The sequence below is a fragment of the Methylibium sp. genome (assembly GCF_035762065.1).
Taxonomy (GTDB): Bacteria; Pseudomonadota; Gammaproteobacteria; order Burkholderiales; family Burkholderiaceae_C; genus Methylibium.
In genome coordinates this window covers 158101-180679 of sequence record NZ_DASTPW010000055.1, presented here as the reverse complement: position 1 = coordinate 180679, position 22579 = coordinate 158101, and the positions used below count along the sequence as shown (strand labels likewise).

The 22579-nt window shown below is 69.6% G+C and carries 20 protein-coding genes; 4 read left to right on the top strand and 16 right to left on the bottom strand.

Features of this window, described 5'->3' with window-relative positions:
* Positions 1-117: 117 nt before the first annotated feature.
* The 9 genes from VFR90_RS17585 to icmF form a co-directional block, all read right to left on the bottom strand.
* Complete coding sequence (locus tag VFR90_RS17585) at positions 118-1692, bottom strand: AMP nucleosidase (RefSeq protein ID WP_326407463.1); 1575 nt, start codon at positions 1690-1692, stop codon at positions 118-120.
* The gene (locus VFR90_RS17580) at positions 1689-2612 is read right to left on the bottom strand and encodes a quinoprotein relay system zinc metallohydrolase 2 (protein WP_326407462.1); all 924 of its coding nucleotides are present in this window, start codon (positions 2610-2612) and stop codon (positions 1689-1691) included. The genes VFR90_RS17585 and VFR90_RS17580 overlap by 4 nt, the downstream gene beginning before the upstream one ends.
* A gap of 85 nt (positions 2613-2697) precedes the next feature.
* Positions 2698-3084, bottom strand: coding sequence for a hypothetical protein (locus VFR90_RS17575; protein ID WP_326407461.1), 387 nt, complete (start codon positions 3082-3084; stop codon positions 2698-2700).
* A gap of 13 nt (positions 3085-3097) precedes the next feature.
* The gene (locus VFR90_RS17570; RefSeq protein WP_326407460.1) at positions 3098-3832 is read right to left on the bottom strand and encodes a hypothetical protein; all 735 of its coding nucleotides are present in this window, start codon (positions 3830-3832) and stop codon (positions 3098-3100) included.
* The gene (locus VFR90_RS17565; protein ID WP_326407459.1) at positions 3829-4842 is read right to left on the bottom strand and encodes a S1 family peptidase; all 1014 of its coding nucleotides are present in this window, start codon (positions 4840-4842) and stop codon (positions 3829-3831) included. Before VFR90_RS17565 ends, VFR90_RS17570 begins: the two co-directional genes overlap by 4 nt.
* A 36-nt stretch (positions 4843-4878) precedes the next feature.
* The gene (locus tag VFR90_RS17560) at positions 4879-5772 is read right to left on the bottom strand and encodes a substrate-binding domain-containing protein (protein ID WP_326407458.1); all 894 of its coding nucleotides are present in this window, start codon (positions 5770-5772) and stop codon (positions 4879-4881) included.
* The gene (locus VFR90_RS17555; protein WP_326407480.1) at positions 5769-6107 is read right to left on the bottom strand and encodes a c-type cytochrome; all 339 of its coding nucleotides are present in this window, start codon (positions 6105-6107) and stop codon (positions 5769-5771) included. The genes VFR90_RS17560 and VFR90_RS17555 overlap by 4 nt, the downstream gene beginning before the upstream one ends.
* 182 nt (positions 6108-6289) lie before the next feature.
* Positions 6290-8056 carry a PQQ-dependent ethylene glycol dehydrogenase XoxF gene (gene xoxF, locus VFR90_RS17550; protein WP_414676554.1) on the bottom strand — a complete coding sequence of 589 codons (1767 nt, stop codon included), beginning with the start codon at positions 8054-8056 and terminating at the stop codon, positions 6290-6292.
* A 327-nt stretch (positions 8057-8383) separates the two neighbouring features.
* Positions 8384-11728, bottom strand: coding sequence for a fused isobutyryl-CoA mutase/GTPase IcmF (gene icmF / locus VFR90_RS17545; RefSeq protein ID WP_326407457.1), 3345 nt, complete (start codon positions 11726-11728; stop codon positions 8384-8386).
* Between the two features lie 184 nt (positions 11729-11912).
* Between icmF and VFR90_RS17540 the strand changes: the two genes are divergently transcribed.
* The 3 genes from VFR90_RS17540 to VFR90_RS17530 all read left to right on the top strand — a co-directional run bounded on the left by VFR90_RS17540 (position 11913) and on the right by VFR90_RS17530 (position 15037).
* A complete protein-coding gene (locus VFR90_RS17540; RefSeq protein WP_326407456.1) occupies positions 11913-13037 on the top strand; it encodes a hypothetical protein in 1125 nt (374 codons plus the stop codon).
* Positions 13038-13065: 28 nt separating this feature from the next.
* Positions 13066-13836: a type III pantothenate kinase gene (locus VFR90_RS17535; protein ID WP_326407455.1), complete on the top strand. Its 771-nt coding sequence runs from the start codon at positions 13066-13068 to the stop codon at positions 13834-13836.
* Between the two features lie 106 nt (positions 13837-13942).
* Positions 13943-15037 carry an NAD(P)-dependent alcohol dehydrogenase gene (locus tag VFR90_RS17530; protein ID WP_326407454.1) on the top strand — a complete coding sequence of 365 codons (1095 nt, stop codon included), beginning with the start codon at positions 13943-13945 and terminating at the stop codon, positions 15035-15037.
* A gap of 19 nt (positions 15038-15056) precedes the next feature.
* Here VFR90_RS17530 and VFR90_RS17525 read toward each other — a convergent pair whose 3' ends face one another.
* The 6 genes from VFR90_RS17525 to dksA all read right to left on the bottom strand — a co-directional run bounded on the left by VFR90_RS17525 (position 15057) and on the right by dksA (position 21036).
* Positions 15057-15341, bottom strand: coding sequence for a protealysin inhibitor emfourin (locus VFR90_RS17525; RefSeq protein ID WP_326407453.1), 285 nt, complete (start codon positions 15339-15341; stop codon positions 15057-15059).
* 45 nt (positions 15342-15386) lie between these two features.
* Positions 15387-16421: a M4 family metallopeptidase gene (locus tag VFR90_RS17520; RefSeq protein ID WP_326407452.1), complete on the bottom strand. Its 1035-nt coding sequence runs from the start codon at positions 16419-16421 to the stop codon at positions 15387-15389.
* 86 nt (positions 16422-16507) lie between these two features.
* Positions 16508-17848, bottom strand: a complete 1341-nt coding sequence (hslU, locus tag VFR90_RS17515) for an ATP-dependent protease ATPase subunit HslU (RefSeq protein ID WP_326407451.1) — start codon at positions 17846-17848, stop codon at positions 16508-16510.
* A complete protein-coding gene (gene hslV, locus VFR90_RS17510; protein WP_326407450.1) occupies positions 17845-18381 on the bottom strand; it encodes an ATP-dependent protease subunit HslV in 537 nt (178 codons plus the stop codon). Before hslV ends, hslU begins: the two co-directional genes overlap by 4 nt.
* Before the next feature lie 35 nt (positions 18382-18416).
* Positions 18417-20282, bottom strand: coding sequence for a hypothetical protein (locus VFR90_RS17505; RefSeq protein WP_326407449.1), 1866 nt, complete (start codon positions 20280-20282; stop codon positions 18417-18419).
* A gap of 127 nt (positions 20283-20409) precedes the next feature.
* Entirely contained in the window at positions 20410-21036 is a 627-nt protein-coding gene (gene dksA, locus VFR90_RS17500) for an RNA polymerase-binding protein DksA (RefSeq protein WP_326407448.1), read from the bottom strand.
* An 82-nt stretch (positions 21037-21118) separates the two neighbouring features.
* Between dksA and VFR90_RS17495 the strand changes: the two genes are divergently transcribed.
* On the top strand, positions 21119-21412 hold the full coding sequence (locus VFR90_RS17495; RefSeq protein ID WP_326407447.1) for a hypothetical protein: 294 nt from the start codon (positions 21119-21121) through the stop codon (positions 21410-21412).
* A 117-nt stretch (positions 21413-21529) separates the two neighbouring features.
* On the opposite strand, the gene VFR90_RS17490 is transcribed toward VFR90_RS17495, so the two are convergent.
* A complete protein-coding gene (locus VFR90_RS17490) occupies positions 21530-22573 on the bottom strand; it encodes a CobW family GTP-binding protein (protein WP_326407446.1) in 1044 nt (347 codons plus the stop codon).
* Positions 22574-22579 lie beyond the last annotated feature (6 nt).

Sequence of the window (22579 nt, the reverse complement as noted above, 5' to 3'; positions counted from 1 at the left end):
GAGCATGTCACGCACCCGCCGTGGCGTGGACAGCGGCCCGACGAAGTGCCGCCGGCACCTGACGAGCGGCTCGGTGCGTGAACTAGTGCCGCCGCGCCGAGGACGCCGCGACCCGAGCTACTGAAACGCCACCTCCGCAAACCCCCTCAGCTTCCTGCTGTGCAGCCGATCGACGCCACCTTCGCGCAGCCGCTCGATCGCCCTCAACCCCACGCGCAAGTGCTGGCCCACCCGCTCCCGGTAGAAATCATTCGCCATCCCCGGCAACTTGATCTCGCCGTGCAGCGGCTTGTCGCTCACGCACAGCAAGGTGCCGTAGGGCACGCGGAAGCGAAACCCGTTGGCGGCGACGGTTGCGCTTTCCATGTCGAGCGCGATCGCGCGGCTCTGGCTGAAACGCTGCTCGGGCGTGCCGTGCAGGCCGGCGCCGCCGCGTGACTGGAACGGCAGCAGCTCCCAGTTGCGGTTGTCGGTGGAGGCGACGGTGCCGGTGCGCATCACGCGCTTCAGCTCGTTCGGCTCGAGCCGGGTGACGTCAGCCACCGCTGTTTCAAGCGCGACCTGGATCTCCGCCAGCGCCGGGATCGGCACCCACAGCGGCAGCTCTTCGTCGAGCACATGGTCCTCGCGGACGTAGCCGTGCGCGAGCACGTAGTCGCCGAGCCGCTGCGTGGTGCGCAGGCCGGCGCAATGGCCCAGCATGATCCAGGCGTGCGGACGCAGCACGGCAATGTGATCGGTGATCGTCTTCGCGTTGCTCGGGCCGACGCCGATGTTGACCATCGTGATGCCGCTGCGATCCTTGCGCATCAGGTGGTAGGCAGGCATCTGCGGCAGGCGCGGCGGCGGCGCGCCGAGGAAGTCGCCGGGTTCGAGCGTGCAGCCGGCGCGACGCATCACGACATTGCCCGGCTCGACGAAGGCGATGTACTCGCCGTGCTCGGCGAGGTCGAAGCCTTCGGCGCCGACTTCCAGCGGCAGGCGGTCGTCGCGCGTCCGATGCATCAACGCGTGGCCGAGCTTGACGAACTCGTCGATGTAGAACTGGTAGTTCGTGAACAGCACGAAGTTCTGGAAGTGCTCCGGCGAGGTGCCGGTGTAATGGCGCAGGCGATGCAGCGAGTAGTCGACGCGCGCGGCGGTGAACAGCGCGAGCGGATGCACCCGCTGGCCGTGGTCGTCGAGCCGCGGCGTGAAGGTGCCGTTGGCGATGCCGTCGTCCATCGAGCCGAGGTCGGGCAGGTCGAACACTTCGGCGAGCCGCGCACGCCTGACCGCATCAAGGCTGCCTTCGAAGTGGTCGCCCTCGTGCAGTGCGAAGTGCAGCGGGATGCGCTCGCGGCTCGCGCCGACTTCGAGCGCGACGTCGTGGTTGCGCAGCAGCAGCCGGAACTGCTCGAGGTAGTAGTCGCCGAAGAGGTCGGGCCGCGTCAGCGTCGTCTCGTAGCGGCCGGGGCCGGCGACGAAGCCGTAGGCCAGCGGCGTGTCGGCGCGCGTCGCCGCGTAGGTGCGCACGGTGACGCGCGGGTAGCAGCACGCGGCCTGCCGGTCGATCGGATCGCGGCCGGCGACGAAGGCCTGCAGATCGCCGCGCACGCGCGCGACGGCTTCGTCGTAGATCGCCCGCGCATGCGCCAGGGCGGCATGCGGGTCATGGTGGAGTCGGGGTGCACTGATCGGGTCGGAGCTCACTCGTCCCACTCTAGCTCGGCATATGCGGCGGTGACGTTGCGGGCATGGAAAACGTCCAGCAGCTGCCAGTCCGCGCGGTCGGGCGCGATGCGCTCGACGGCCTGACGCAGCGTCAGGCCCTCCTTGATCGCCGCGCGCACGTCGCTGCGCAGGCCTTCGAGGTAGCGCCGCTGTGGCGCGAGCACGCCGGGCCAGTCGGGGCTGGGCGGGCCGTGGCCGGGCACGGCAATCTTGACCGGCCAGGTCTGCATGTCGTCCATCGCCGCGAGCCAGCCCTTCAGGCGTCCGTCGATCACCGGCGTGTGGTCGACGAACAGCAGGTCGCCGACGAACAGCGTGCCGCTTGCGCGATCGAAGACGCTGAGGTCGGCATCGGTGTGCGCAGTCGGCCAAGCCTTCAGTTCGAGTACGCGGCCGCCGAGGTCGAGCTCGAGCGTGGCCTGCACCGACAACGTCGGCGGCAAGAGCGCCGTCTGCTCGGCGAGTGCCGGGCCGAAGTCGCGCTTCAAGGCGTTCAGGTAGTACGGCCCGCGCACCGCCAGCGCCGCGGGCAGCCGCGCGTGGCCGACGATCACCGGCGGCGGCTGGCCGTCAACGACCGCGGCTTCGACGAAGGCCTGATGGCCCAACACGTGATCGGGATGGGCATGCGTCGCGATGACCCAGCACACCGGCTTGTCGGTCAGGCGGCGCACGGCCGCCGCCAGCTTGCGGCCGGTGGCGAGCGTGCCGCCGGTGTCGATCACCGCGGCGCAGCGGCTGCCGATCACCAGGCCGGTGTCGGCCACATCGCCGAGATTCGCCGGGCCCCAGTCCTCGAGCAGGCCGCGGTGCAGGTAGGTGCCGGCGGCCAGCTCGGTGAAGACCGCTTGGGTTGACGCCGGCCGCGGCCCGGCGCAGCCCGCAAGGGCCCAAGCCACCACTGCGATGCAAACGGCCGTCGCGGCACGGGCCACGGGCTTCGAGTGGCGCTGCATTCCCATGCCCGCCACAGAAGGCCGACGCCTACTTCGCGTCGACGTCGATGAAGCAGCTCTTCTTCGACGCGGTCTGCAGCTCACGGAAGCGGCGGATCTCCTTCTGCAAGATCTCCGCGTCGCGGATCTCGTTGCCGCGTTCGCCGCCGATGCTGTTCGCGTTGGTCGCGGTGACCATCGTCTCGAACTCCGCGAACGGCACCTGCGAGGCGATCTTGTCCAGCGTGCAGGCGCACTTGCTCAGCATCTCGTAGGAGTTGCCAGGGTGCTGGCGCATGCAGCTCTGGACGTAGGTCACCCGATCGATGGTCGGGTAGTCGTTCACCCGCGGGGCCTTCGTCTTCGCGAGGGCGGCCGGTGCGGCGGCCGCCAGCATCAGGCACAGCGAAAGCGCAAAGCGGTGGTGCGGGCTCATCGGCGTCTCCTCGTCAAGGCTTCTTCTTGGGTGTGGCGGCGCGGGCCACGGGCTCGCTGCCCGCGAGCGTCATCGTTTCTTCGAGCACCGGCGCGTCGCCCGGCAGCGCGCCGGGCAGCGAGGTGCGGATCTGGTACAGCCCGCCCGGCACGCCGCTGGCGATCACGAAGACATAGCGCTTGGTCGCGTACTTCTCGAAGCGGTTGCGCATCGGGTCGCTCTCGTAGGGCGCGAGGCTCACTTCCTTGGCAGCCAGCGACTCGCCGCGGTACTGCACGGTGGTGTCGCGCACGCTCGCGCCTTCGGCCATCGCCATGCGGATGCGCTTGCGGAAGTAGTTCGACTTGCCCTTGGTCAGCCGCTCCATCTCGCGGATGTCGTGCTCCAGGAAGTACAGGATCGCCGGGTTCGATTGCGCCTCGTCGATCGCCGGCATCGTCTCGCGCCGCTCCCCGCTGAGGAAGTTGCCGCTTACCGCGCTCTGGCCGCGCGCGTTCGGCGTCACGTCCACCCGCACCTCGTCCTCGAAGCCGCTTTCGAGCGAGCCGGCCTTCACGAAGCGGTAGCGCAGCGAAGTCGCCGTCTTGACGTTGGCCAGGTGGTGCTCGGTGAAAACCAGCTTCTCGGCCGGCGAGAACTCGCTCGGCTCGGCCGCGCCCGAGCTCGCGGCAGCACTCAGCACCAACAGCAGCACGCCGAGCGTGCGGCCGGCCCGGCTGCGTCGCGCAGCGCCTGCGGGTGATGTCATGGCTTCTCCAGTTCGGCCGCGATCTCGCGGGCCTGTTTCGGATCGAGGGCCGCCAGCTTCGCGATCGCGCTGCGCGCCTCGCCGAGCTGACCTTCGCGCTTGTAAAGATAGGCGAGCCGCGCCCAGCTGCGGCTGTAGCCTGGGTCGAGCACGAGGCTTTGCTTGTAGTGGCGCTGCGCCGCGTCGGTCTCGCCGAGCGCCTCGCGCGCCACCCCGCGCAGATGGAGCGGTTCGGGATCGCCCGGTTCCTCCCGCATCCAGCGCAGCGCGAGCTGGTCGAGCGCCTCCCACTGCCGGCCCTGCTCGAGCGCGGCAGCTTGAAGGAAGTACGGCTGCGAGTCGATCGGCAGCTCCCAGTAGCTCTGGCCGGCGATGGGCGCGACGGCGGCGAAGCGCGCCTCGTCGTCGAGCATCGCCAAGGCCCAGTCCGCCGGCGCGGCGAAGTAGTGCTTCGAGCCACCGCGCAGCCGGAAGGTGAGGATGCCGATCAGCTCGCCCGCGGCGTTGAACAGCCCGCCGCCGCTTGCACCCGAGCTGAACCAGTTGCTTGTCTGCACGACCGCGCTGCCGCGGTAGGGATGCAGGGCCACCACGTCGCCGTCGCTCAGCTGCACGCCGACGCCGCCGGTGTAGCCCAGGGCCACGACGTCCTGCGCCGGCTTGAGTTCGAGGCTGCGGCCGATCGGCACGCCTTCGCCTTCGAGGCGCGGCACGTCGAGCAGGCACAGATCCTTGTCGATGTCGGTGGATTGCCGCGCGACGGGCCAGCGCACGCCGGCGCGCACGACGTCGATGCGCTGCGCCTTGCGCGTCACGTGGCAGTTGGTGATCACCTTGCCGCGCCGCACCACCACGCCGGAGCCGAGCTGAAAGCGGCCTTCGGCGCTCACCGCTTCGACCTTCAGCACGCTCGGCGCGACGCCGAGCATGGTCGAGCGTTCGATCTGCGCCAGCGCGGGCTGCGCCAGCGCGGCGCAGACGAGCGTCGACACGGCGGCGGCGTACTTCATCCGCGAGGCCGGGGGCAAAAGGCGCGTGTGCGAGCCTTACGGCCGGCCGCCAGCGACGGGCTGCAGCTCGAGCAGCGGCACGTTGTAGTCGCGCAGGATCGCGGCGATCTCGGCCTGGCGCTTTTCGATCAGGCCCTCGATCTGCTGCTTCCACTCGCGCTCGCCGTAGCGCACGCCCATCGCCATCTGGAAGTCGAACTTGACGCCGGGCTCCGACTTCATCGGCAGCACCACGAGCTTGGGCTGCTCGACCTTCTTCGCGAAGTAGCCGGCAATCGGGCCCCAGACGATCACGGCGTCGAGCTTGCCGCTCGCAAGGTCCTTCTCGAGGATTTCGCCGGGGTATTGGTCGGGGTCGGCGTTCATGATCGCGTAGGGCACGCCCTGCTCGACGAGCTTGTGCTTGTTGAGCCACTCGGTTGCCGGCGAACGGTCGTAGATGCCGATGCGCAGCTTGGCCAGGCGCGCCGGCTCCAGCTTGAGGAACTCGTCGATCGACTGCACGCCGTCGAGGCCGCGGCCTTGCGCGTAGACCATCGCGTAGGTCGAGCGGTAGTAGGGCTTGGTCGCCGAGACCTGGTCGAAGCCGGCCGGCACGCCCATGATGATGTCGCAGCGGTAGTCCTCGCCCGGCAGCTTGTAGCGCAGCGTGTTGCGCACGAAGGCCAGGCGCTGCGGGAAGGAGAAGTACTCGACCGGCAGGCCGAGATCCTTCGCGAACAGCTCGGCGATCCGGTTCTCGATGCCGTCGCCCTTGGTGCTGGAGAAGGGAAGGTTGTTCGGGTCCTGGCAGACGCGGAACGCCTTGCGCTGCGCGTTCGCGTCCTGCTGCTGCGCGAACGACGGCGCCGCCGCCGTCGAGGCGATCACCAAGGCCAGCGCGCCGAACAGCGCGCGAGCCCCACGGAACGAACCGGCGGTCTTCGTCATTGGATCTCTTCGACCTTCGCGCGGGTGATGGCGCCGTCGGAGCGGCCCTTGAGGTAGGCGTACAGCTGGTCCATGTTGTCCATGACCTGCTTGTTGGTGCCGAAGCTCTGCATGCCCTTGTCGAGCCGGCCGTCGCGCACGACCTTCACGAATTCTTCCTTCGGCAGCGTCTTGAGGCTGGCGATCAGCGAGGGGCCGACCATGCCTTCCTGGTTGGCGCCGTGGCAGCGGTCGCAAGCAGCGGCGCGCCAGGTGCGAAAGCCCTTCATCGTCTCGGCATCGACCTTGTAGCCGTCGGTGACCTTGTAGAGCGGCGTGCTGGCGGCCTGCGCCATCGCCAGCGAAGAAGCGCCGAGCAAGACGGCGGCGATGAGGGCTTGGTGGATGCGGACGGTCATGATGAACAGAGGGGAATAAATGACGAAGGTTCAAACGAGAAGGGGATGGTGAGCGTTGACCGTTCACCATCCCCGAGAGGTCCGGTGCGGGTCAGACCCCGCACCTTGTCACGCGCCGATCAGTTCGGCAGCGCGAACACCGTCAGCGAACCGCCGAGATCGGTGTACTGGTTCAGCTCCTTGTAGCCGCCGACCGCACCCAGGCCGTCGGTGTCCTTCTCGAGACCCGCCGCCATGCCGATGCCGGCCCAGCCGCCAATGCCCGAGAACACGCCGAGGTACTGCTTGCCCTTGTGCTCGTAGGTGAACACGTTGCCGATGATCCCGGACGGGGTCTTGAACTTGTACAGCTCCTTGGTGATGTCCTTTGCGTCGACGCACTTGAGGTAGCCCTCGAGCGTGCCGTAGCAGCTGATGCCGCCCGCGGTGTTGAGCGAGCCGCTCCACACCGAGAACTTCTCCGGCTTGCTCTGGACGATCTTGCCGTTGCCGGCGTCCCAGGTGATGTAGTTGCCCATGCCGCCGTGGCTTCCCGGCGCCGGGAACATCGACAGCGTCGCGCCGACGTACGGCTGACCCGCGGTGTACTCGACCTTGAACGGCTCGTAGTCCATGCAGACGTGGTTCGTCGGCACGTAGAACAGGCCGGTGTTCGGGTCGAACGAGGCGGGCTGCTGGTCCTTCGAGCCCAACGCCGCCGGGCAGATGCCCTTGGTGTTGACGTCAGGACCGTTCTGCGCCGTCGAGTACTGCTTGACCACCTGCGGGCGGCCCGTCTTCATGTCGACGTGCGTGGCCCAGTTCACCTTCGGGTCGAACTTCTCGGCCACGAGCAGGGCGCCGCTGATGCGGTCCATCGTGTACGCGAAGCCGTTGCGGTCGAAGTGCACCAGTGCCTTGGTCGGCTTGCCCTTCACCGGGATGTCCGCGAGGATCATCTCGTTGATGCCGTCGAAGTCCCACTCGTCAAACGGGGTCATCTGGTAGACCCACTTGGCCATGCCGGTGTCGACGTCACGCGCGAAGATGGTCATCGACCACTTGTTGTCGCCAGGGCGCTGCGAGGGGTTCCACGTCGACGGGTTGCCCGTGCCGTAGTACATCAGGTTCGCGGCCTTGTCGTAGCTGTACCAGCCCCAGGTGGTGCCGCCGCCGATCTTCCACTGGTCGCCCTTCCATGTCTTGAGCGACGAGTCCTTGCCGACCGGCGCCATCTTGCCGTCGGTCCAGGTCATGGTCTTGTCGGGGTCGATCAGCATCTCGGCGTCGGGGCCGACGCTGTAGCCCTTCCAGGCCTGCTTGCCGTCCTTCAGGTTGTAGGCCGCGATGAAGCCACGCACGCCCCACTCGCCACCGGAGATGCCGGTGATGACCTTGTCCTTGAAGATATGCGGCGCGTTGGTGTTGACGGCGCCCAGCTTCGGGTCCCCGTTCTTCACCGACCACACGACCTTGCCGCTCTTGGCGTCGAGCGCGACGAGCGTCGAGTCGGCCTGCTGCAGCACGACCTTGCCTTCGGCATAGGCGAGACCGCGGTTGACGGTGTCGCAGCACATCTGCGGAATGACCGCCGGATCCTGCTTCGGTTCGTACTTCCAGAGGATCTTCTGGGTGTCGAGGTTGATCGCGAACACCTTGTTCGGGAACGGCGAGTGCAGGTACATCGTGCCGTCGATCACCAGCGGCGAGCCTTCATGGCCGCGCAGCACGCCGGTGGAGAACGTCCACGCGACCTGCAGCTTGCCGACGTTGCCCTTGTTGATCTGGTTGAGCTTGCTGTAGCGCTGGTTGTACATGTCGCCAGCTTGCATCGCCCAGTTCTTCGAGTTGGCGATGTTCTTTTCCACGTCGGCGTTCGCGTGTACGAGCGCAGGCACGGCCAGCATCGCCAAACCCAGGGGGCGCATCAGGCGCCAACCCGAATGCTTCGAAACTTTCATCGTCGTCTCCGTAGTGGATTGGTTGGGTACAGCCTTGGGTTTGCTCCGTAGCGCTCCCCAACGCTTTTGTATGCCTGGGAGGTTTTCCCAAACACCTAGGACAGACCCTGACCGCGACTGCGGGCCTGCAAGACCCTGACTCAGATTGGCGCAAAGACTAGGGAATCCCCAGGTGGAAGCTTCGTGTGCGCATCGGGGAGGTGCGCGGAGTCTCGCAAACGCATGCCGAACCAAGGGTTCGTCACCGGCCGTCCGCGTGAGGAACGTCGTGGCTCACATGCTGCGCCGGTACTGGCCGCCCACCTCGAACAGCGCATCCGTGATCTGCCCGAGCGAGCAGCACCGCACCGCGTCCATCAGCACGTCGAAGACGTTGCCGTCTTCGATCACCGCGCGCTGCAGCCGCGCCAGCATCGCGGGCGCTTCGGCGGCGTGGCGCGCATGGAAGTCCGCGAGGCGTTCGAGCTGCGAGCGCTTCTCCTCGTCGGTCGAGCGCGCGAGCTCCAGCGTCTGCGGCACCGCGTCTCCGCGCGGGTTGCGGAAGGTGTTGACGCCGACGATCGGATGCTCGCCGGTGTGCTTGAGCATCTCGTAGTGCATCGACTCCTCCTGGATCTTGCCGCGCTGGTAGCCGGTCTCCATCGCGCCGAGCACGCCGCCGCGTTCGCTGATGCGCTCGAACTCGGCGAGCACCGCTTCCTCGACCAGCTCGGTCAGCTCGTCGATCACGAACGCGCCCTGGTTCGGGTTCTCGCACTTGCTCAGCCCCCACTCGCGGTTGATGACGAGCTGGATCGCCATCGCGCGGCGCACGCTTTCCTCGGTGGGCGTCGTGATCGCTTCGTCGTAGGCGTTGGTGTGCAGCGAATTGCAGTTGTCGTAGACGGCGATCAGCGCCTGCAGCGTCGTGCGGATGTCGTTGAACGCGATCTCCTGCGCGTGCAGCGAGCGCCCGCTGGTCTGCACGTGGTACTTGAGCTTGCGGCTGCGCTCGTTCGCGCCGTACTTCTCCTTCATGCTCACCGCCCAGATGCGCCGCGCCACGCGGCCGAGCACCGTGTACTCCGGGTCCATGCCGTTGCTGAAGAAGAAGCTCAGGTTCGGTGCGAAGTCGTCGATGTGCATCCCGCGTGCGAGATAAGCCTCGACGAAGGTGAAGCCGTTGCTCAAGGTCATCGCGAGCTGCGAGATCGGGTTCGCGCCGGCTTCGGCGATGTGGTAGCCGCTGATGCTCGCCGAATAGAAGTTGCGCACGTCGTGCTGCACGAACCACTCGGCGACGTCGCCCATCACCTTCAGCGAGAACTCGGTCGAGAAGATGCAGGTGTTCTGGCCCTGGTCCTCCTTGAGGATGTCGGCCTGCACCGTACCGCGCACGTTCGCGAGCGTCCACGCGCGGACTTCCCGCGCCTCGGTCCCGGTCGGTTCGCGGCCGTGTTCCAGCGCGAACCTGGCGAGGTTCTGGTCGATGGCGGTGTTCATGAACATCGCCAGGATCGACGGCGCCGGGCCGTTGATCGTCATGCTGACGCTGGTGCTCGGGCTCGTGAGGTCGAAGCCGTCGTAGAGCACCTTCATGTCGTCAAGCGTGGCGATGCTCACGCCCGAATTGCCGACCTTGCCGTAGATGTCGGGGCGCAGCGCCGGGTCGTGGCCGTAGAGCGTGACCGAGTCGAACGCCGTCGAGAGCCGCTTGGCCGGCAGGCCTTCGCTCACGACCTTGAAGCGGCGGTTGGTGCGGAAGGCGTCGCCCTCGCCGGCGAACATGCGCGTCGGGTCTTCGCCTTCGCGCTTGAACGCGAAGACGCCGGCGGTGTACGGGTAGCTGCCGGGCACGTTCTCGAGCATCAGCCACTTCAGCAGCTCGCCGTGGTCCTCCCAGGACGGCAGCACGACCTTGCGGATGCGCGTGCCCGAAAGGCTGGTGCTGACGAGCGCGGTGCGCACCTCCCGCTCCTGCGTCGAGCCCGGGCGGATCTTCACCACGTACTCGTCGCCCGCATACGCGCGCTGCGTCTGTGGCCACTGCGCGAGCAGCTCCCTCGCGTCGGCATCGAGCCGTGCTTCGCGCTTGACCGCGAGGTCGATCGCGGCTTCGGCCGCGCGCGGCTTGTCGGGCTTGCCCTGGGCAAGCATCGCCGCCGCCGCGCGCAACTGCTGCACCTCGCGCGCCAGCGCCGCCTGCGCCCGCACGCGCCGCTTGTAGTTGCGCAGGGTGTCGGCGATCTCGGCCAGGTAGCGCGCGCGCGCGGCCGGCACGATCGCATGCAGGCGGCTGCTGGCGCGCACGCCCACCGCGGGCAGGCGCCCGCCCGCGGGGTCCGGCAGCCGCAGGCCCAGCGCCACGAGCCGCGGCTTCAGCGCCTGATACAGCGCGGTCACGCCGTCGTCGTTGAAGCGGCTGGCCATCGTGCCGAACACCGGCATCGCTTCGACCGGCTGCGTGAAGGCCTCGCGGTTGCGCTGCACCTGCTTGCTCACGTCGCGCAGCGCGTCGGCCGCGCCGCGCCGGTCGAACTTGTTGATCGCGACGAACTCGGCGAAGTCGAGCATGTCGATCTTCTCGAGCTGGCTGGCAGCGCCGAACTCGGGCGTCATCACGTAGATCGGCACGTCGACCAGCGGCACGATCGCCGCGTCGCCCTGGCCGATGCCCGAGGTCTCGACGATCACCAGATCGAAGCCGGCCGCCTTGCATGCGGCGATGACGTCGGGCAGCGCCGCGCTGATCTCGCTGCCCGCCTCGCGCGTCGCGAGCGAACGCATGTAGACGCGCCGGCCGCCATGCGCTCCGGCCGCGCCGCCCGCCGATTTCGTCCATGGCCCGATCGCGTTCATGCGGATGCGGTCGCCCAGCAGCGCGCCCCCGCTCTTGCGCCGGCTCGGGTCGATCGAAATCACCGCGAGATGCAGCGCGTCGTCCTGGTCCAGCCGCAGGCGGCGGATCAGCTCGTCGGTCAGGCTCGATTTGCCGGCGCCGCCGGTGCCGGTGACGCCGAGCACCGGCGTCTTCGCGTCCTTGGCGGCGGCATGCAGCGCCTCCGTCAGCGCCCGCGGCGCGCTGCCGTCCTCCAGCGCGGTGATCGTCCGCGCCAGCGCGCGCCAGGCCGCTTCGCTGTGGCCCTGCAGTTCCGCCAGGCCGCCCGGTGGCGCCGCGGCCGGCCCTTGGTCGCAGCGCATCAGCATCTCGCCGATCATTCCCTGCAGGCCCAGGCGCTGGCCGTCCTCGGGGCTGAAGATGCGCACGCCGAGCGCGGCAAGTTCGCGGATCTCCGCCGCCACGATCACGCCGCCACCACCGCCGAACACCTGCACCTGCTGGCCGCCGCGCTCGCGCAGCAGCTCGACCATGTACTTGAAGTACTCGAGGTGGCCGCCCTGGTAGGAGCTGACGGCGATGCCCTGCGCGTCCTCCTGCAGCGCCGCGGTCACCACCTCGTCGACCGAGCGGTTGTGGCCGAGGTGGATCACCTCGGCGCCCATGCTCATCAGGATGCGCCGCATGATGTTGATCGAGGCGTCGTGGCCGTCGAACAAGGACGCGGCGGTGACGAAGCGCAGCAGGCGCCGTGGCCGGTAGTCGGCCAGGGCCTGGAATTCGGCGGACAGGTCGGTCATCGTCGTCTCCGGCGCGGTGCATCTCGGACTGACGTTGACGTAAACGTCAACGCCGCGGCATCGTAGCCGCAAGCCGCCCGGCCGGGCCTCGGCCGGGCTCCGCGGCCCACGCGCGGCGGCACGGCACGGGACACAATCGGCCGCCGCCCCGTCGGGGGCCAGCGAAGGGAGGAAGCAGCCCGCGATGAGCGCCCCGGCCGGCCATCCGCACAAGACCGAGCTCGGCCTCGACGAGCTGCGCGCCCGCACGCGCGGCCTCAGCCAGCGTCACCGGACGATGCTGCTGCTGGTCAACGGGCAGCGCAGCCGCCGCGAGGTGCTGGCGTTGGCGTCGCAGGCCGGCGTCGGCGCGGAGTTCTTCGACGAGCTGGTCGCGATGGGCCTCGTCGAGGCGCGCGCCGAGACGCGCACGAAGATCGCGGGCACGGCGACGCCCGTGGCCGACGCGCCGGGCGCCTGGGCCGATGCCGCATCGACGACGCGGGTGCGCCTGCAAGCCGAACGGCCGGTCGCGCCCGCCGCAGCGGCTTCGGCGCGTGTCGAGGCGCCGCGCCACGAGCCCGGCGCCGACGCCCGCATCGAACGCGCGATCGCCGAGGTGCTCGCCAAATCCGCGCCGTCGGCCGGCCCGACCCCGCTGCCCGCCGCTGCGCCGGCCGGCGACCTCGCCGCGCTCCCGCACCCGCACCCAGGCCCGCACCGCCCGACGCCGCCGACGCTCGACGATGCGGTGCCTGCCGACGAGACCCGACCGGCCGCCGAAGCCACGACGCCGCGGCCCGCCCAGCCCGCGCGCGCGAGCCGCCCCGGCGCGCTCACGGCCGACGGGGAGCCGGCCGGCGTCGCCCGCGTCAAGTTCAGCGGCGCCGCGCAGAAGCCGCCAAAGCCGCCGTCGCGCCGCCATGCCGCGGCCGGCGCGCGCCGCGACGAGCCGAGGCTCACACCTGCCAAGCCGCCGGCCAAGCCGGCGCGCATGAAGATGCCGGCGCCCGCCGGACCGCTGGACGACGAGCACGAAACGAAGCTGCTCGGCGAGGTGCGCAGCCTGCTGATCGGAACGCTCCTGGTCGATGGCCCGGTGACCAGCTCGCTGACCGCGCTGCGCGTGCGCAAGGCGCGCACCCGCTTCGACCTCACCGCGCTGGTCTGGGAGATCGAACGCACGCTGGTGCGCGCGAAGCGGCCGCGCGAGGCGCAGACGCGGCTCGCGAAGGCACGCGATCTGCTCGGCCTGGGCAACACCGTCGTCGACGAGGAGACGAGCCCGGACTTCCCGCGCACCCTGCCGCCCCCCAAGACGCGGTCGTGAGCCTCGCGCAGCACGGCTGTCCCGCTTCATGAGCTTCCTCGCGATCGACATCGGCAACACCCGCCTGAAGTGGGCGCTGTACGACCGCCCGCTGCTCGGCAGCGAGCCGCATGCGCAGGGGGCGGCCTTCCTCGAGACCATCGACCGGCTCGCCGAAGGCGACTGGGCGCGGCTCGAGCCGCCGCAGCGCATGCTCGGCTGCTGCGTCGCGAGCGACGCGGTGCGGCATCGCGTCGAGGAACAGCTCGAGCTGTGGGACGTGGTGCCGCAATGGGTGGTGTCGAGCGCGGCCGAGGGCGGCGTCGTCAACGGCTACGACCACCCGCTGCGCCTGGGCAGCGACCGCTGGGTCGCGCTGATCGGCGCGCGCTCGCGCATGCAGGCCGAGGGGCGTGTGGCACCGGTGCTGGTGGTGATGGCGGGCACCGCGGTGACGGTCGACGCGCTGGGCGCCGACGGCCGCTTTCTCGGCGGTCTGATCCTGCCCGGCCACGGCCTGATGCTCAAGGCGCTGGAGTCCGGCACCGCCGGCCTGCGGGTGCCGACCGGCGAGGTGCGCGACTTCCCCACCAACACCAGCGACGCGCTGACCAGCGGCGGCAACTACGCGATCGCCGGCGCGATCGAGCGCATGCACCGCCACCTGCGCACGCGCAGCGGCGCCGAGCCGGTGTGCATGGTGGCCGGCGGTGCGGGCTGGAAAGTGGTGCCGGCGCTGCAGCTCGAGCACGAACTGGTCGAGCACCTCATCTTCGACGGCCTGCTGGCGCTCGCGGCCGAACGTTCGCGCAAGCCTTGACGCTTTGGCGCCGCCGCGCTGGGCGCGGGCAGCCGCGGTCGTGCGGCGCGACGGGAATGGGGCTTGCCGGTCGCGTGGATCCGTCCATCGATCCCAGGAGTCCCGCATGCTCAAGGCCTTCGGCTACGCCGCGCAGCAATCCACCCGCCGCCTCGAGCCCTTCCACTTCGAGCGCGCCGAAGCCGGCGCCGGCGAGATCGAGATCGAGGTGCTGTTCTGCGGCGTCTGCCACTCCGACATCCACCAGGTGAAGGACGAGTGGTCGAACACCGTCTATCCCTGCGTGCCGGGGCACGAGGTGGTCGGCCGCGTGCGCAAGCTCGGCAGCGGCGCCGCGCGGCACCGGGTCGGCGATCTGGTGGGCGTCGGCTGCATGATGGACAGCTGCCGCCAATGCGCGCCGTGCAAGGCCGGCGAGCAGAACTACTGCGAAGGCCCGAACAGCTGGCTCGCGACCTACAACGGCCCGATGGTTCCGGCCGAGAAGGCGCCCGGCGAGCGCAACGTCTACGGCCGCGACAACACCTTCGGCGGCTACAGCGACGTGCTGGTCGTGCCCGAGGACTTCGCGTTGAAGATCCCCGCCGGCCTGCGGCCCGAGGTGGCCGCGCCGATCCTGTGCGCCGGCGCCACCACCTACTCGCCGCTGAAGCACTGGGGCGTGAAGGCGGGGCAGCGCGTCGGCGTCATCGGCTTCGGCGGGCTCGGCGACATGGCCGCCAAGCTGGCGAAGGCGATGGGCGCGCAGGTCACGATCTTCACCCGCACCGAAGCCAAGCTCGCCGAGGCGAAGCGGCTGGGCGTCGACGCGGTGCTCGGCTCCGACTTGAAGGCGCTCGCGGCGCTGAAGGCCAGCTTCGACCTGCTGCTTTCCACCGTGCCCGAGCGGCACGACGTGAACCCGTTCATCCCGCTGCTCAAGCGCGACTGCACGCTGGTGATCGTCGGCGCGCTCGAGCCGATGGCGCCGGTCAACCAGCAGGAGGTGGCCTTCCATCGCAAGTCGGTCACCGGCTCGCTGATCGCGAGCCTCGCCGAGACGCAGGAAGTGCTCGACTTCTGCGCCGAGCACCGCATCGGGCCCGACGTGCAGATCATCGGCATCGACGAGATCGACGAGGCCTACGACAAGGTCGAGCGCGGCGAGGTGCGCTTCCGCTACGTGATCGACCTGGCGTCGCTGAAGGCGCAGCGCGAGTGAGCGCGGCGCGCGCGCGGGCTCAAACGAGTTCGTCCTTCACCGCCTTGCGCAGCGCGCTCGGCACGTCGTGCTCGGGCGCTTCGATCGTCTGCTCGCGGTGCGTCGAGCGCCAGGTGAGCCGGTAGCGGAAGCCGTCCGGCGCGGGCGTCGCATCCTCGGGCGGGTGGGCGAACAGGACCTGGCAGGCCCGCTGCTCGCTGAGCGACAGCTCGGTCCAGACCACGCAGCCGCGGCTGCGCAGGTGCGCGCCGGGCCCTCCGAAGCCGGCGAAGCCGCCGAGGCGTTCGATCTCGATCTCGTCCATCGGCAAGCCCCCTTGCGCGCCATCGGGCGCACCGTCGTCCGTACCTCAGAGCCCGATCTTCTTCCAGCCGGCATCCACCGCGGCGACGACCACCGGCTCGCCGGCGAACAACTGCGTCGCGACCTGCCGCGTGCGCGCGGCAAAGTCCGGCATCGTCAAGGACGGGCTCGCGCCGAAGCCCGTCATCGCGCGGTACCACACGCGGCCGATCGTCTCCCAGCTGCGCCCGCCGATCGCCAGGCAGGCGGTGCAGAACGCGAGGTTGGGCGGGCCGCTGCTGTAGTGCGGGTCCATGCCGGGGGTGATCTGCGCGTACAGCGTGGGCTGCGGCGCGAGCGCCTTCTTGCTGGCCGGATCCGCCATGTCGCGCAGCGCCACGTAGCCCTTGGCCTGCGCGGCCGGACCCATGATGTCGCGGCCGATCAGCCAGTCGGCGGCGGCGGCGTCCTGCTTCGCCTGCCACTGCCGGAACATCGCGCCGAAGCAGTCGGACAGGCTCTCGTTCAAGCCACCGGCGTCGCCCGCGTACTTGAGCTGCAGCGTGTGCTGGGTCACGCCGTGGGCCAGCTCGTGGGCGATCACGTCGTTGCTTGCGGTGAAGTCGAGGAACAGGGAGCCGTCGCCGTCGCCGTAGACCATCTGGGTGCCGGTCCACATGGCGTTGTTGAAGCGCACGCCGTAGTGGATCGAGCTCATCAGCGTCATGCCGGTGTCGTCGATCGAATTGCGCTGGAAGGCCCGCTTGTAGAAGTCGGCGACGGCGGTGGTCTGCGCGAAGGTGCGCTTGGCCGTCGCGTCTTTCGAGGTCTTCGGGCTCGCGATCGGCACGCCGGGCAGCGACTGCGACTGCTTGCAGTCGAACACGCTCACCTTCGGCTTCGGGGCGAGCTGCACCTCGGGGCCGCCGCGGGCGGTCGCGACGTAGGTCAGCTTGCTCGCCTCGTCGCGCAGCAGCCGCATCTGCTGCGAGAGCCGGGCGGTGTCGGCCGCGGCCTTGCGGGCTTCGATGCCGAACTGCTTGTTGTGCGCAAGGCGGTCGAGCACGTCGCTCGGAACGATGCAGCAGACGCAGCGGTACATGCGCTTTCCCTTCACGTGGTGGAGCGCGAAGCCTAGGCGCGATGCGCGTGCCGCCCATCCCCGGCGGGCGCCAAGGCCCCGCTCGCTCAAAGGATGAAGCGCGACAGGTCCTCGTCGACGGCAAGCGCGGCCAGCTTCGCGTCGACGTAGGCAGCGTCGATGTGCACCTTGTGGCCGGCGCGCGCGGGAGCGTCGAAGCTCAGTTCGTCGAGCAGACGCTCCATCACGGTCGAGAGCCGGCGGGCGCCGATGTTCTCGGTGCGCTCGTTCACCTCGCAGGCGATCTGCGCGAGGCGGCGCACCCCGTCGTCGCCGAACTCGAGCGTCACGCCCTCGGTCGCGAGCAGCGCCTGGTACTGGCGCGTCAGGTTCGCGTCGGTGCGGGTGAGGATCGCGACGAACTCCTCGACGCCGAGCGCCCCGAGCTCGACCCGGATCGGGAAGCGCCCCTGCAGCTCGGGGATCAGGTCGCTGGGCTTGCTGAGGTGGAAGGCGCCCGAGGCGATGAACAGCATGTGGTCGGTGCGCACCGTGCCGTGCTTGGTGCTGACCGCGGTGCCTTCGACCAGCGGCAGCAGGTCGCGCTGCACGCCCTGGCGCGAGACCTCGGCGCCCGTCTGCTGGCCCTCGCTGCGCGAGGTGACCTTGTCGATCTCGTCGATGAAAACGATGCCGTGCTGCTCGGCCGCGGCGAGGGCGCGGGCCTTGACGTCGTCGTCGTTGACGAGCTTGGCCGCTTCCTCGTCGATCAGCAGCTTGCGCGCCTCGGCGATCTTGAGCTTGCGGCGCTGGCGCTTGGCCTGGCCGAGGTTGGCGAACAGGCCCTTGAGCTGCTCGGCCATGTCCTCCATGCCGGGCGGGCCGAGCAGCTCGACGGCGGCGCGCGGCTCGGCGAGATCGAGCTCGACCTCCTTGTCGTCGAGCGTGCCTTCGCGCAGCCGCTTGCGGAAGGTCTGGCGCGCATGGCTGTCCTGCGGCGGCTCCGGCTGGCCGAAGCCCAGGCCGCTGGCCGAGGGCGGCGGCACCAGCGCGTCGAGGATGCGTTCCTCGGCCGCGTCCTCCGCGCGGGCGCGCTGCCCGAGCATCGCGGCCTCGCGGGTGAGCTTGATCGCGACGTCGACCAGATCCCGCACGATCGAATCGACGTCCTTGCCGACGTAGCCCACCTCGGTGAACTTGGTCGCCTCGACCTTGATGAACGGCGCATCGGCCAGCTTCGCGAGCCGGCGCGCGATCTCGGTCTTGCCGACGCCCGTCGGCCCGATCATCAAGATGTTCTTCGGCGTGATCTCGGCACGCAGGCCGGGCTCGACCTGCTGCCGGCGCCAGCGGTTGCGCAGCGCGATCGCGACCGCGCGTTTGGCGTCCTTCTGGCCGACGATGTGGCGGTCGAGTTCGGCGACGATCTGCTCGGGGGTGAGGCTCACTCCAGCGTCTCCACGACGTGCTGCTGGTTGGTGTAGATGCACAGGTCGCCGGCGATCTCGAGCGAGCGCTTGACGATTTCGGCCGGCGCCATCTCGGTGTGGTGCAGCAGCGCGCGGGCGGCGGCCTGCGCGAAGGCGCCGCCCGAGCCGATCGCGACGACGCCGTGCTCGGGCTCGAGCACGTCGCCGTTGCCGGTGATCACCAGCGAGGTCTCGCGGTCGGCGACCGCCAGCATCGCTTCGAGACGGCGCAGCACGCGATCGGTGCGCCAGTCGCGCGTGAGCTCGATCGCGGCGCGCGCGAGCTGGCCCTGGTGTTTCTCGAGCTTGGCCTCGAAGCGCTCGAACAGCGTGAAGGCGTCGGCCGTCGCGCCCGCGAAGCCGGCGAGCACCTGGCCGTGATGCAGCTTGCGCACCTTGCGCGCGCCCGCCTTGACGACGATGTTGCCGAGGGTCACCTGCCCGTCGCCGCCGAGCGCGACGCGGGCGCCGCGGCGCACGCTCAGGATGGTGGTGCCGTGAAAGCTGTCCATGGGGAAGGGGAGGGCACGAGGCGCGCCCACAGGCGTCAGACGTTCCGGATCTTGACCCGGGCGTGTTCGCTGATGCCCATCGCGTTGAAGAACAGGGCGAGCAGGCGGTGCGCTTCCTCGAACAGCACCAGCCGTTCCTCCCCGCGGCGCTGCAGCACCCAGTTCAGCAGGTCGCCGGCGGCGATGAAGTCCATGCGGATCAGCAGCGCGCAGTTGACGGTGACGACGTTCGCCCGGCCCAGCTCGCCTTCGAGCTGCTTCAACACCGCGCCGATGTCGCCGACCAGCTGGCCGGAGAGGGCGACGGTCGCGGTGCCGTCGTGTTCGTCGAGCAAGGACTCGGCGAAGCCGGAAGGCGGCTCGGTGACCGAGGCGCGCGAGGACAGCGTCGCGCCGGTGGTGTCGAGCATCTTGACGCTGCAGCGCACCGACTCCCACGACGGCGGCGACACCTCGTAGGTGACGCAGTAGTCGATCGCCACCTCGTCGAACTGGTCGGGCCGGTTCGCGAGGCGCAGCGCGTCCAGGCGCAGCAGCCAGTGCGCCGGGTCGGCGTCGCGGGTGCCGGCGGGCGCGGCTTCGTTGATCACGCCGAGCAGGCGGTCGAAGCCGATCCAGCGCATGTCGAGCTTCTGCGTCGCCCAGTGGCGCATCAGGCGCGAGAGTTCGCTCGAGCCTTCGGCGTCGAGCGTCGTGACCGGCGTCCAGTCGAGCACCCAGGGCATCGGCATCTGCAGTGTCTTCGCGCCCAGCGCGGTGACGGCCTCGGCGTCCAGCAGCGCCGGCGCGACCCACCCGACCGCGCCGTCGACGCGCAGCGACTCGCCGTGCGCGCTGGCCTGCGCCGCTTCGGTGGCGAGCCGCTGCGGGATCGAATGCCATTGCGGTGCCGAGGCACCGAAGCGCTGGAGGTAGTCGAGCGCGAGGCTGTCGAACGGCGCCTGCCGGCCGGTGGCGCGGTAGAGGTCGAACATCACGAGCCAGGTCTCGGGATGGTTGGCGCGGTCGCCGTGGGGTGCGATCAGCGCGGCGATCGCCTGCTCGCAGGCTTCGAACTCGGCATTCGCGAAGGCGATCACCGCCTCGTCGAGATCGGGGTCGTGCGCGATCTCGTTGACCTCGACGTCGAAGGTGTCCTGGAAACCGCCGCGCGGCTTCGCGACCGGCGCAGCCGGGGGTGCCGTGGCGGCCGCCGGCTTCGCCACCGGGGCTGGCGGCGGGGGCACCACCGGTGCCACGGCCGGCGGAACCAGCGGCCCTTGCCCGGCGCCGAGCAGCGAGGCGTTCATCAGCGGCTCGGTCGGGTCCCAGGCCACCTCGTTGACGACGGGGATCTCGACGCCGGACGGCGGCAGCGCGCGCGGCGGATGGCTCGCGGGCGCGTCGGCGCTCGCCGGGCCGCCCACCTGGAAGGGCTCGTTCAGCGGCGGCGCGGTCTCGTCGAAGCCGCCGCGCTCGGTCGGCTGCGCGTAGAAGGCGGGCGGGCGCGCCGGCGGCACGCCATGGCGGCGAGCGTGGGTCTCGCCTTCCATCTGCTGCTCGATCTCGTCGATCTTGGCCTTGACCGCGACGTCGTCCGGCCGCGCGACGCCGTAGGAGCGCGGCGGGTCGGACTCTTCCAGCTCGGAGTTGCCGGCGACGCCCGCCAGCCCGTCGGCCGGCAGGCCTTCGCGGCGGATCTTGCGCAGCATGTCGAACTCGCGCTTGCGCACGAAGTCGTTGCGCCGCTTGCGCTCGATCATCGCCTTGAGCTCGCTCTTGGCGTAGCCGCCCTGCAGCGCCTCGTCGGTCGCGCCGTTGCTGCCGATCTCGGCCCAGTCGGTCGCCGGATTGGCGACGAACTTCACCACCTTGCGGAAGAACGAGCCTCCCGCTTTGGGATCGAGATCGGAATCGGCCATCAGCGAGAAGCCCCGGCGCTCACAGCAAGGAAAAGACAACCCGGCAGCCGCCGCGGGTCCGGCTCCGCCGGTCCGCCAGCGGCGCCCCTCGAGGGGCGCGGCGAAGCCGCAACGGGGTGGTCGTCATCTAATCCCCGAACATCTTCTGCTTCATCTCGCGGCGCTGCTGCGCCTCGAGCGAAAGCGTCGCGGTCGGGCGGGCGAGCAGGCGGCCCAGGCCGATCGGCTCACCCGTCTCGTCGCAGTAGCCGTAGTCGCCGGCGTCGATGCGGGCGATCGATTGCGAGATCTTCTTGAGCAGCTTGCGCTCGCGGTCGCGGGTGCGCAGCTCGAGGGCATGCTCCTCTTCGATGGTCGCGCGGTCGGCCGGGTCGGGAACGATGGAGGTGTCCTCGCGCAGGTGCTCGGTGGTTTCGCCGGCGTTCTCGAGGAGGTCGTTGCGCTGCTGCATCAGCCGCTGGCGGAAGAACTCCAGCTGCTTGTCGTTCATGTACTCGCTGTCGGGCATCGCCAGCAGTTCGTCGTCGCTCAGCTCGCGCCCGCTCTTGCTCTTCCAGACGTTCGCGAGCTTCGGGTCGATCTTGCGCGCCGGGCGCGGCAGGTCGATGACGTTGCTCGCCGGCGGGCGGCTCGGCGGCGGCAGCGGGATCGAAGGCGGGTGGTGATCGACGACGGCCGGAGGCGCCTTCGTCGGCTTCAGGCGCGTCGGCGGCTTCGCGGCCGGCGCGGGCTTGGGGGCGGTCGTTTCGCTCACGGGCGGGGTCTTGGCTGGCATCGGTGCGGTGGCTGGAGCCGCCGAAGCGGCTTTCGGGACAGGGGCGGCAACGGCCGGCTTCTTGGAGGCGACCACCGCGGCCGTCGGCTTGCCTGCGGTTTTTGTCGGCGGCGGCGCGGCGGACTTGATGGGCGCCGCGGTCGCAGGCTTGGCGGAAGTCTTGCTCGCCGACGTGACAGGCGCTTTGTTGGCGACCGGCTTCTTCGCGGCGACTTTCGGGGCCGTCTTGCCGTTCGACTTCGCCGGCACCTTCTTGGCCGCGGCTTTGGTCGGGACGCTCTTCTTCGCCGCGGGGCGGGCGCTGGTCTTCGCCGGTGTCTTGCTCACGGTCGACCTCTCTTGGCAGCGTCCTTGACGGGTGGACCTCCCGGCGCCGCCGCTGCGTTCCGGTACGGATTCACCCGAGAACCGCCCAGCGACGAACGGGCGCGGATTGTAGCGATGCGCTGCCGTGCTCCAGCGCCCGCTTCGATCAGGCCAGGCACTGCTCCAGGCCCTGCAGAAAGATGTCGCGCGGCAGGTCGATGCCGATGAAGACCATCTTGCTGCCCTTGGTCTCGCCGGCGGCCCAGGCGGGGCCGACGTCGCTGCCCATCAGCTGGTGCACGCCCTGGAAGATCACCTTCTTGTCGAAGCCCTGCACGCGCAGCACGCCCTTGTAGCGCAGCATCTTCGGCCCGTAGAGATTGACCATCGTGCCGAGGAACTCCTCGAGCCGCTGCGGGTTGAACGGCCGGTTCGAGCGGAACACGAAGCTCTTCACGTCATCGTCGTGCGCGTGGTGGTGCCCGTGATGGTGGGAGGGGTGGTCGCAGTGCTCGCCGTGAGCGTGGTCGTGGTGATGATGGTCGTGCGCGTCCGCCTTCAGGAACTCCGGGTCGATGTCGAGCTTGGCGTTGAGGTTGAAGCCCTTGAGGTCGAACACGTCCTTGATCGGCACCTCGCCGAAGTGCACCGGCTTGATCGGCGCGCGCGGGTTCATGTGCTTCAGCCGGTGGATCAGCGCGTCGGTCGCGTCCTTCGCGGCGAGGTCGGTCTTGCTCAGGAAGATCTGGTCGGCGAATCCGACCTGGCGGCGCGCCTCCTGCCGGTCGTCGAGCTGCGTGGCGGCGTGCTTCGCATCGACCAGCGTCAGGATCGAGTCCAGCAGGTAGCCCTCGGCGATCTCGTCGTCCATGAAGAACGTCTGCGCGACCGGGCCCGGGTCGGCGAGCCCGGTGGTCTCGATCACGACGCGGTCGAAGTCCAGCTCGCCCTTGCGCTTCTTCTCGGCCAGCTCGGCCAGCGTCGCGCGCAGGTCTTCGCGGATCGTGCAGCAGATGCAGCCGTTGTTCATCTGGACGATCTGCTCCTTGCTTTCCATCACGAGCAGTTCGTTGTCGATGTTCTCCTCGCCGAACTCGTTCTCGATGACAGCGATCTTCTGGCCGTGCGCTTCGGACAGCACGCGCTTGAGCAGCGTGGTCTTGCCCGAGCCCAGGAAGCCCGTGAGGATGGTGGCGGGAATCAGTGCCATGGCGGA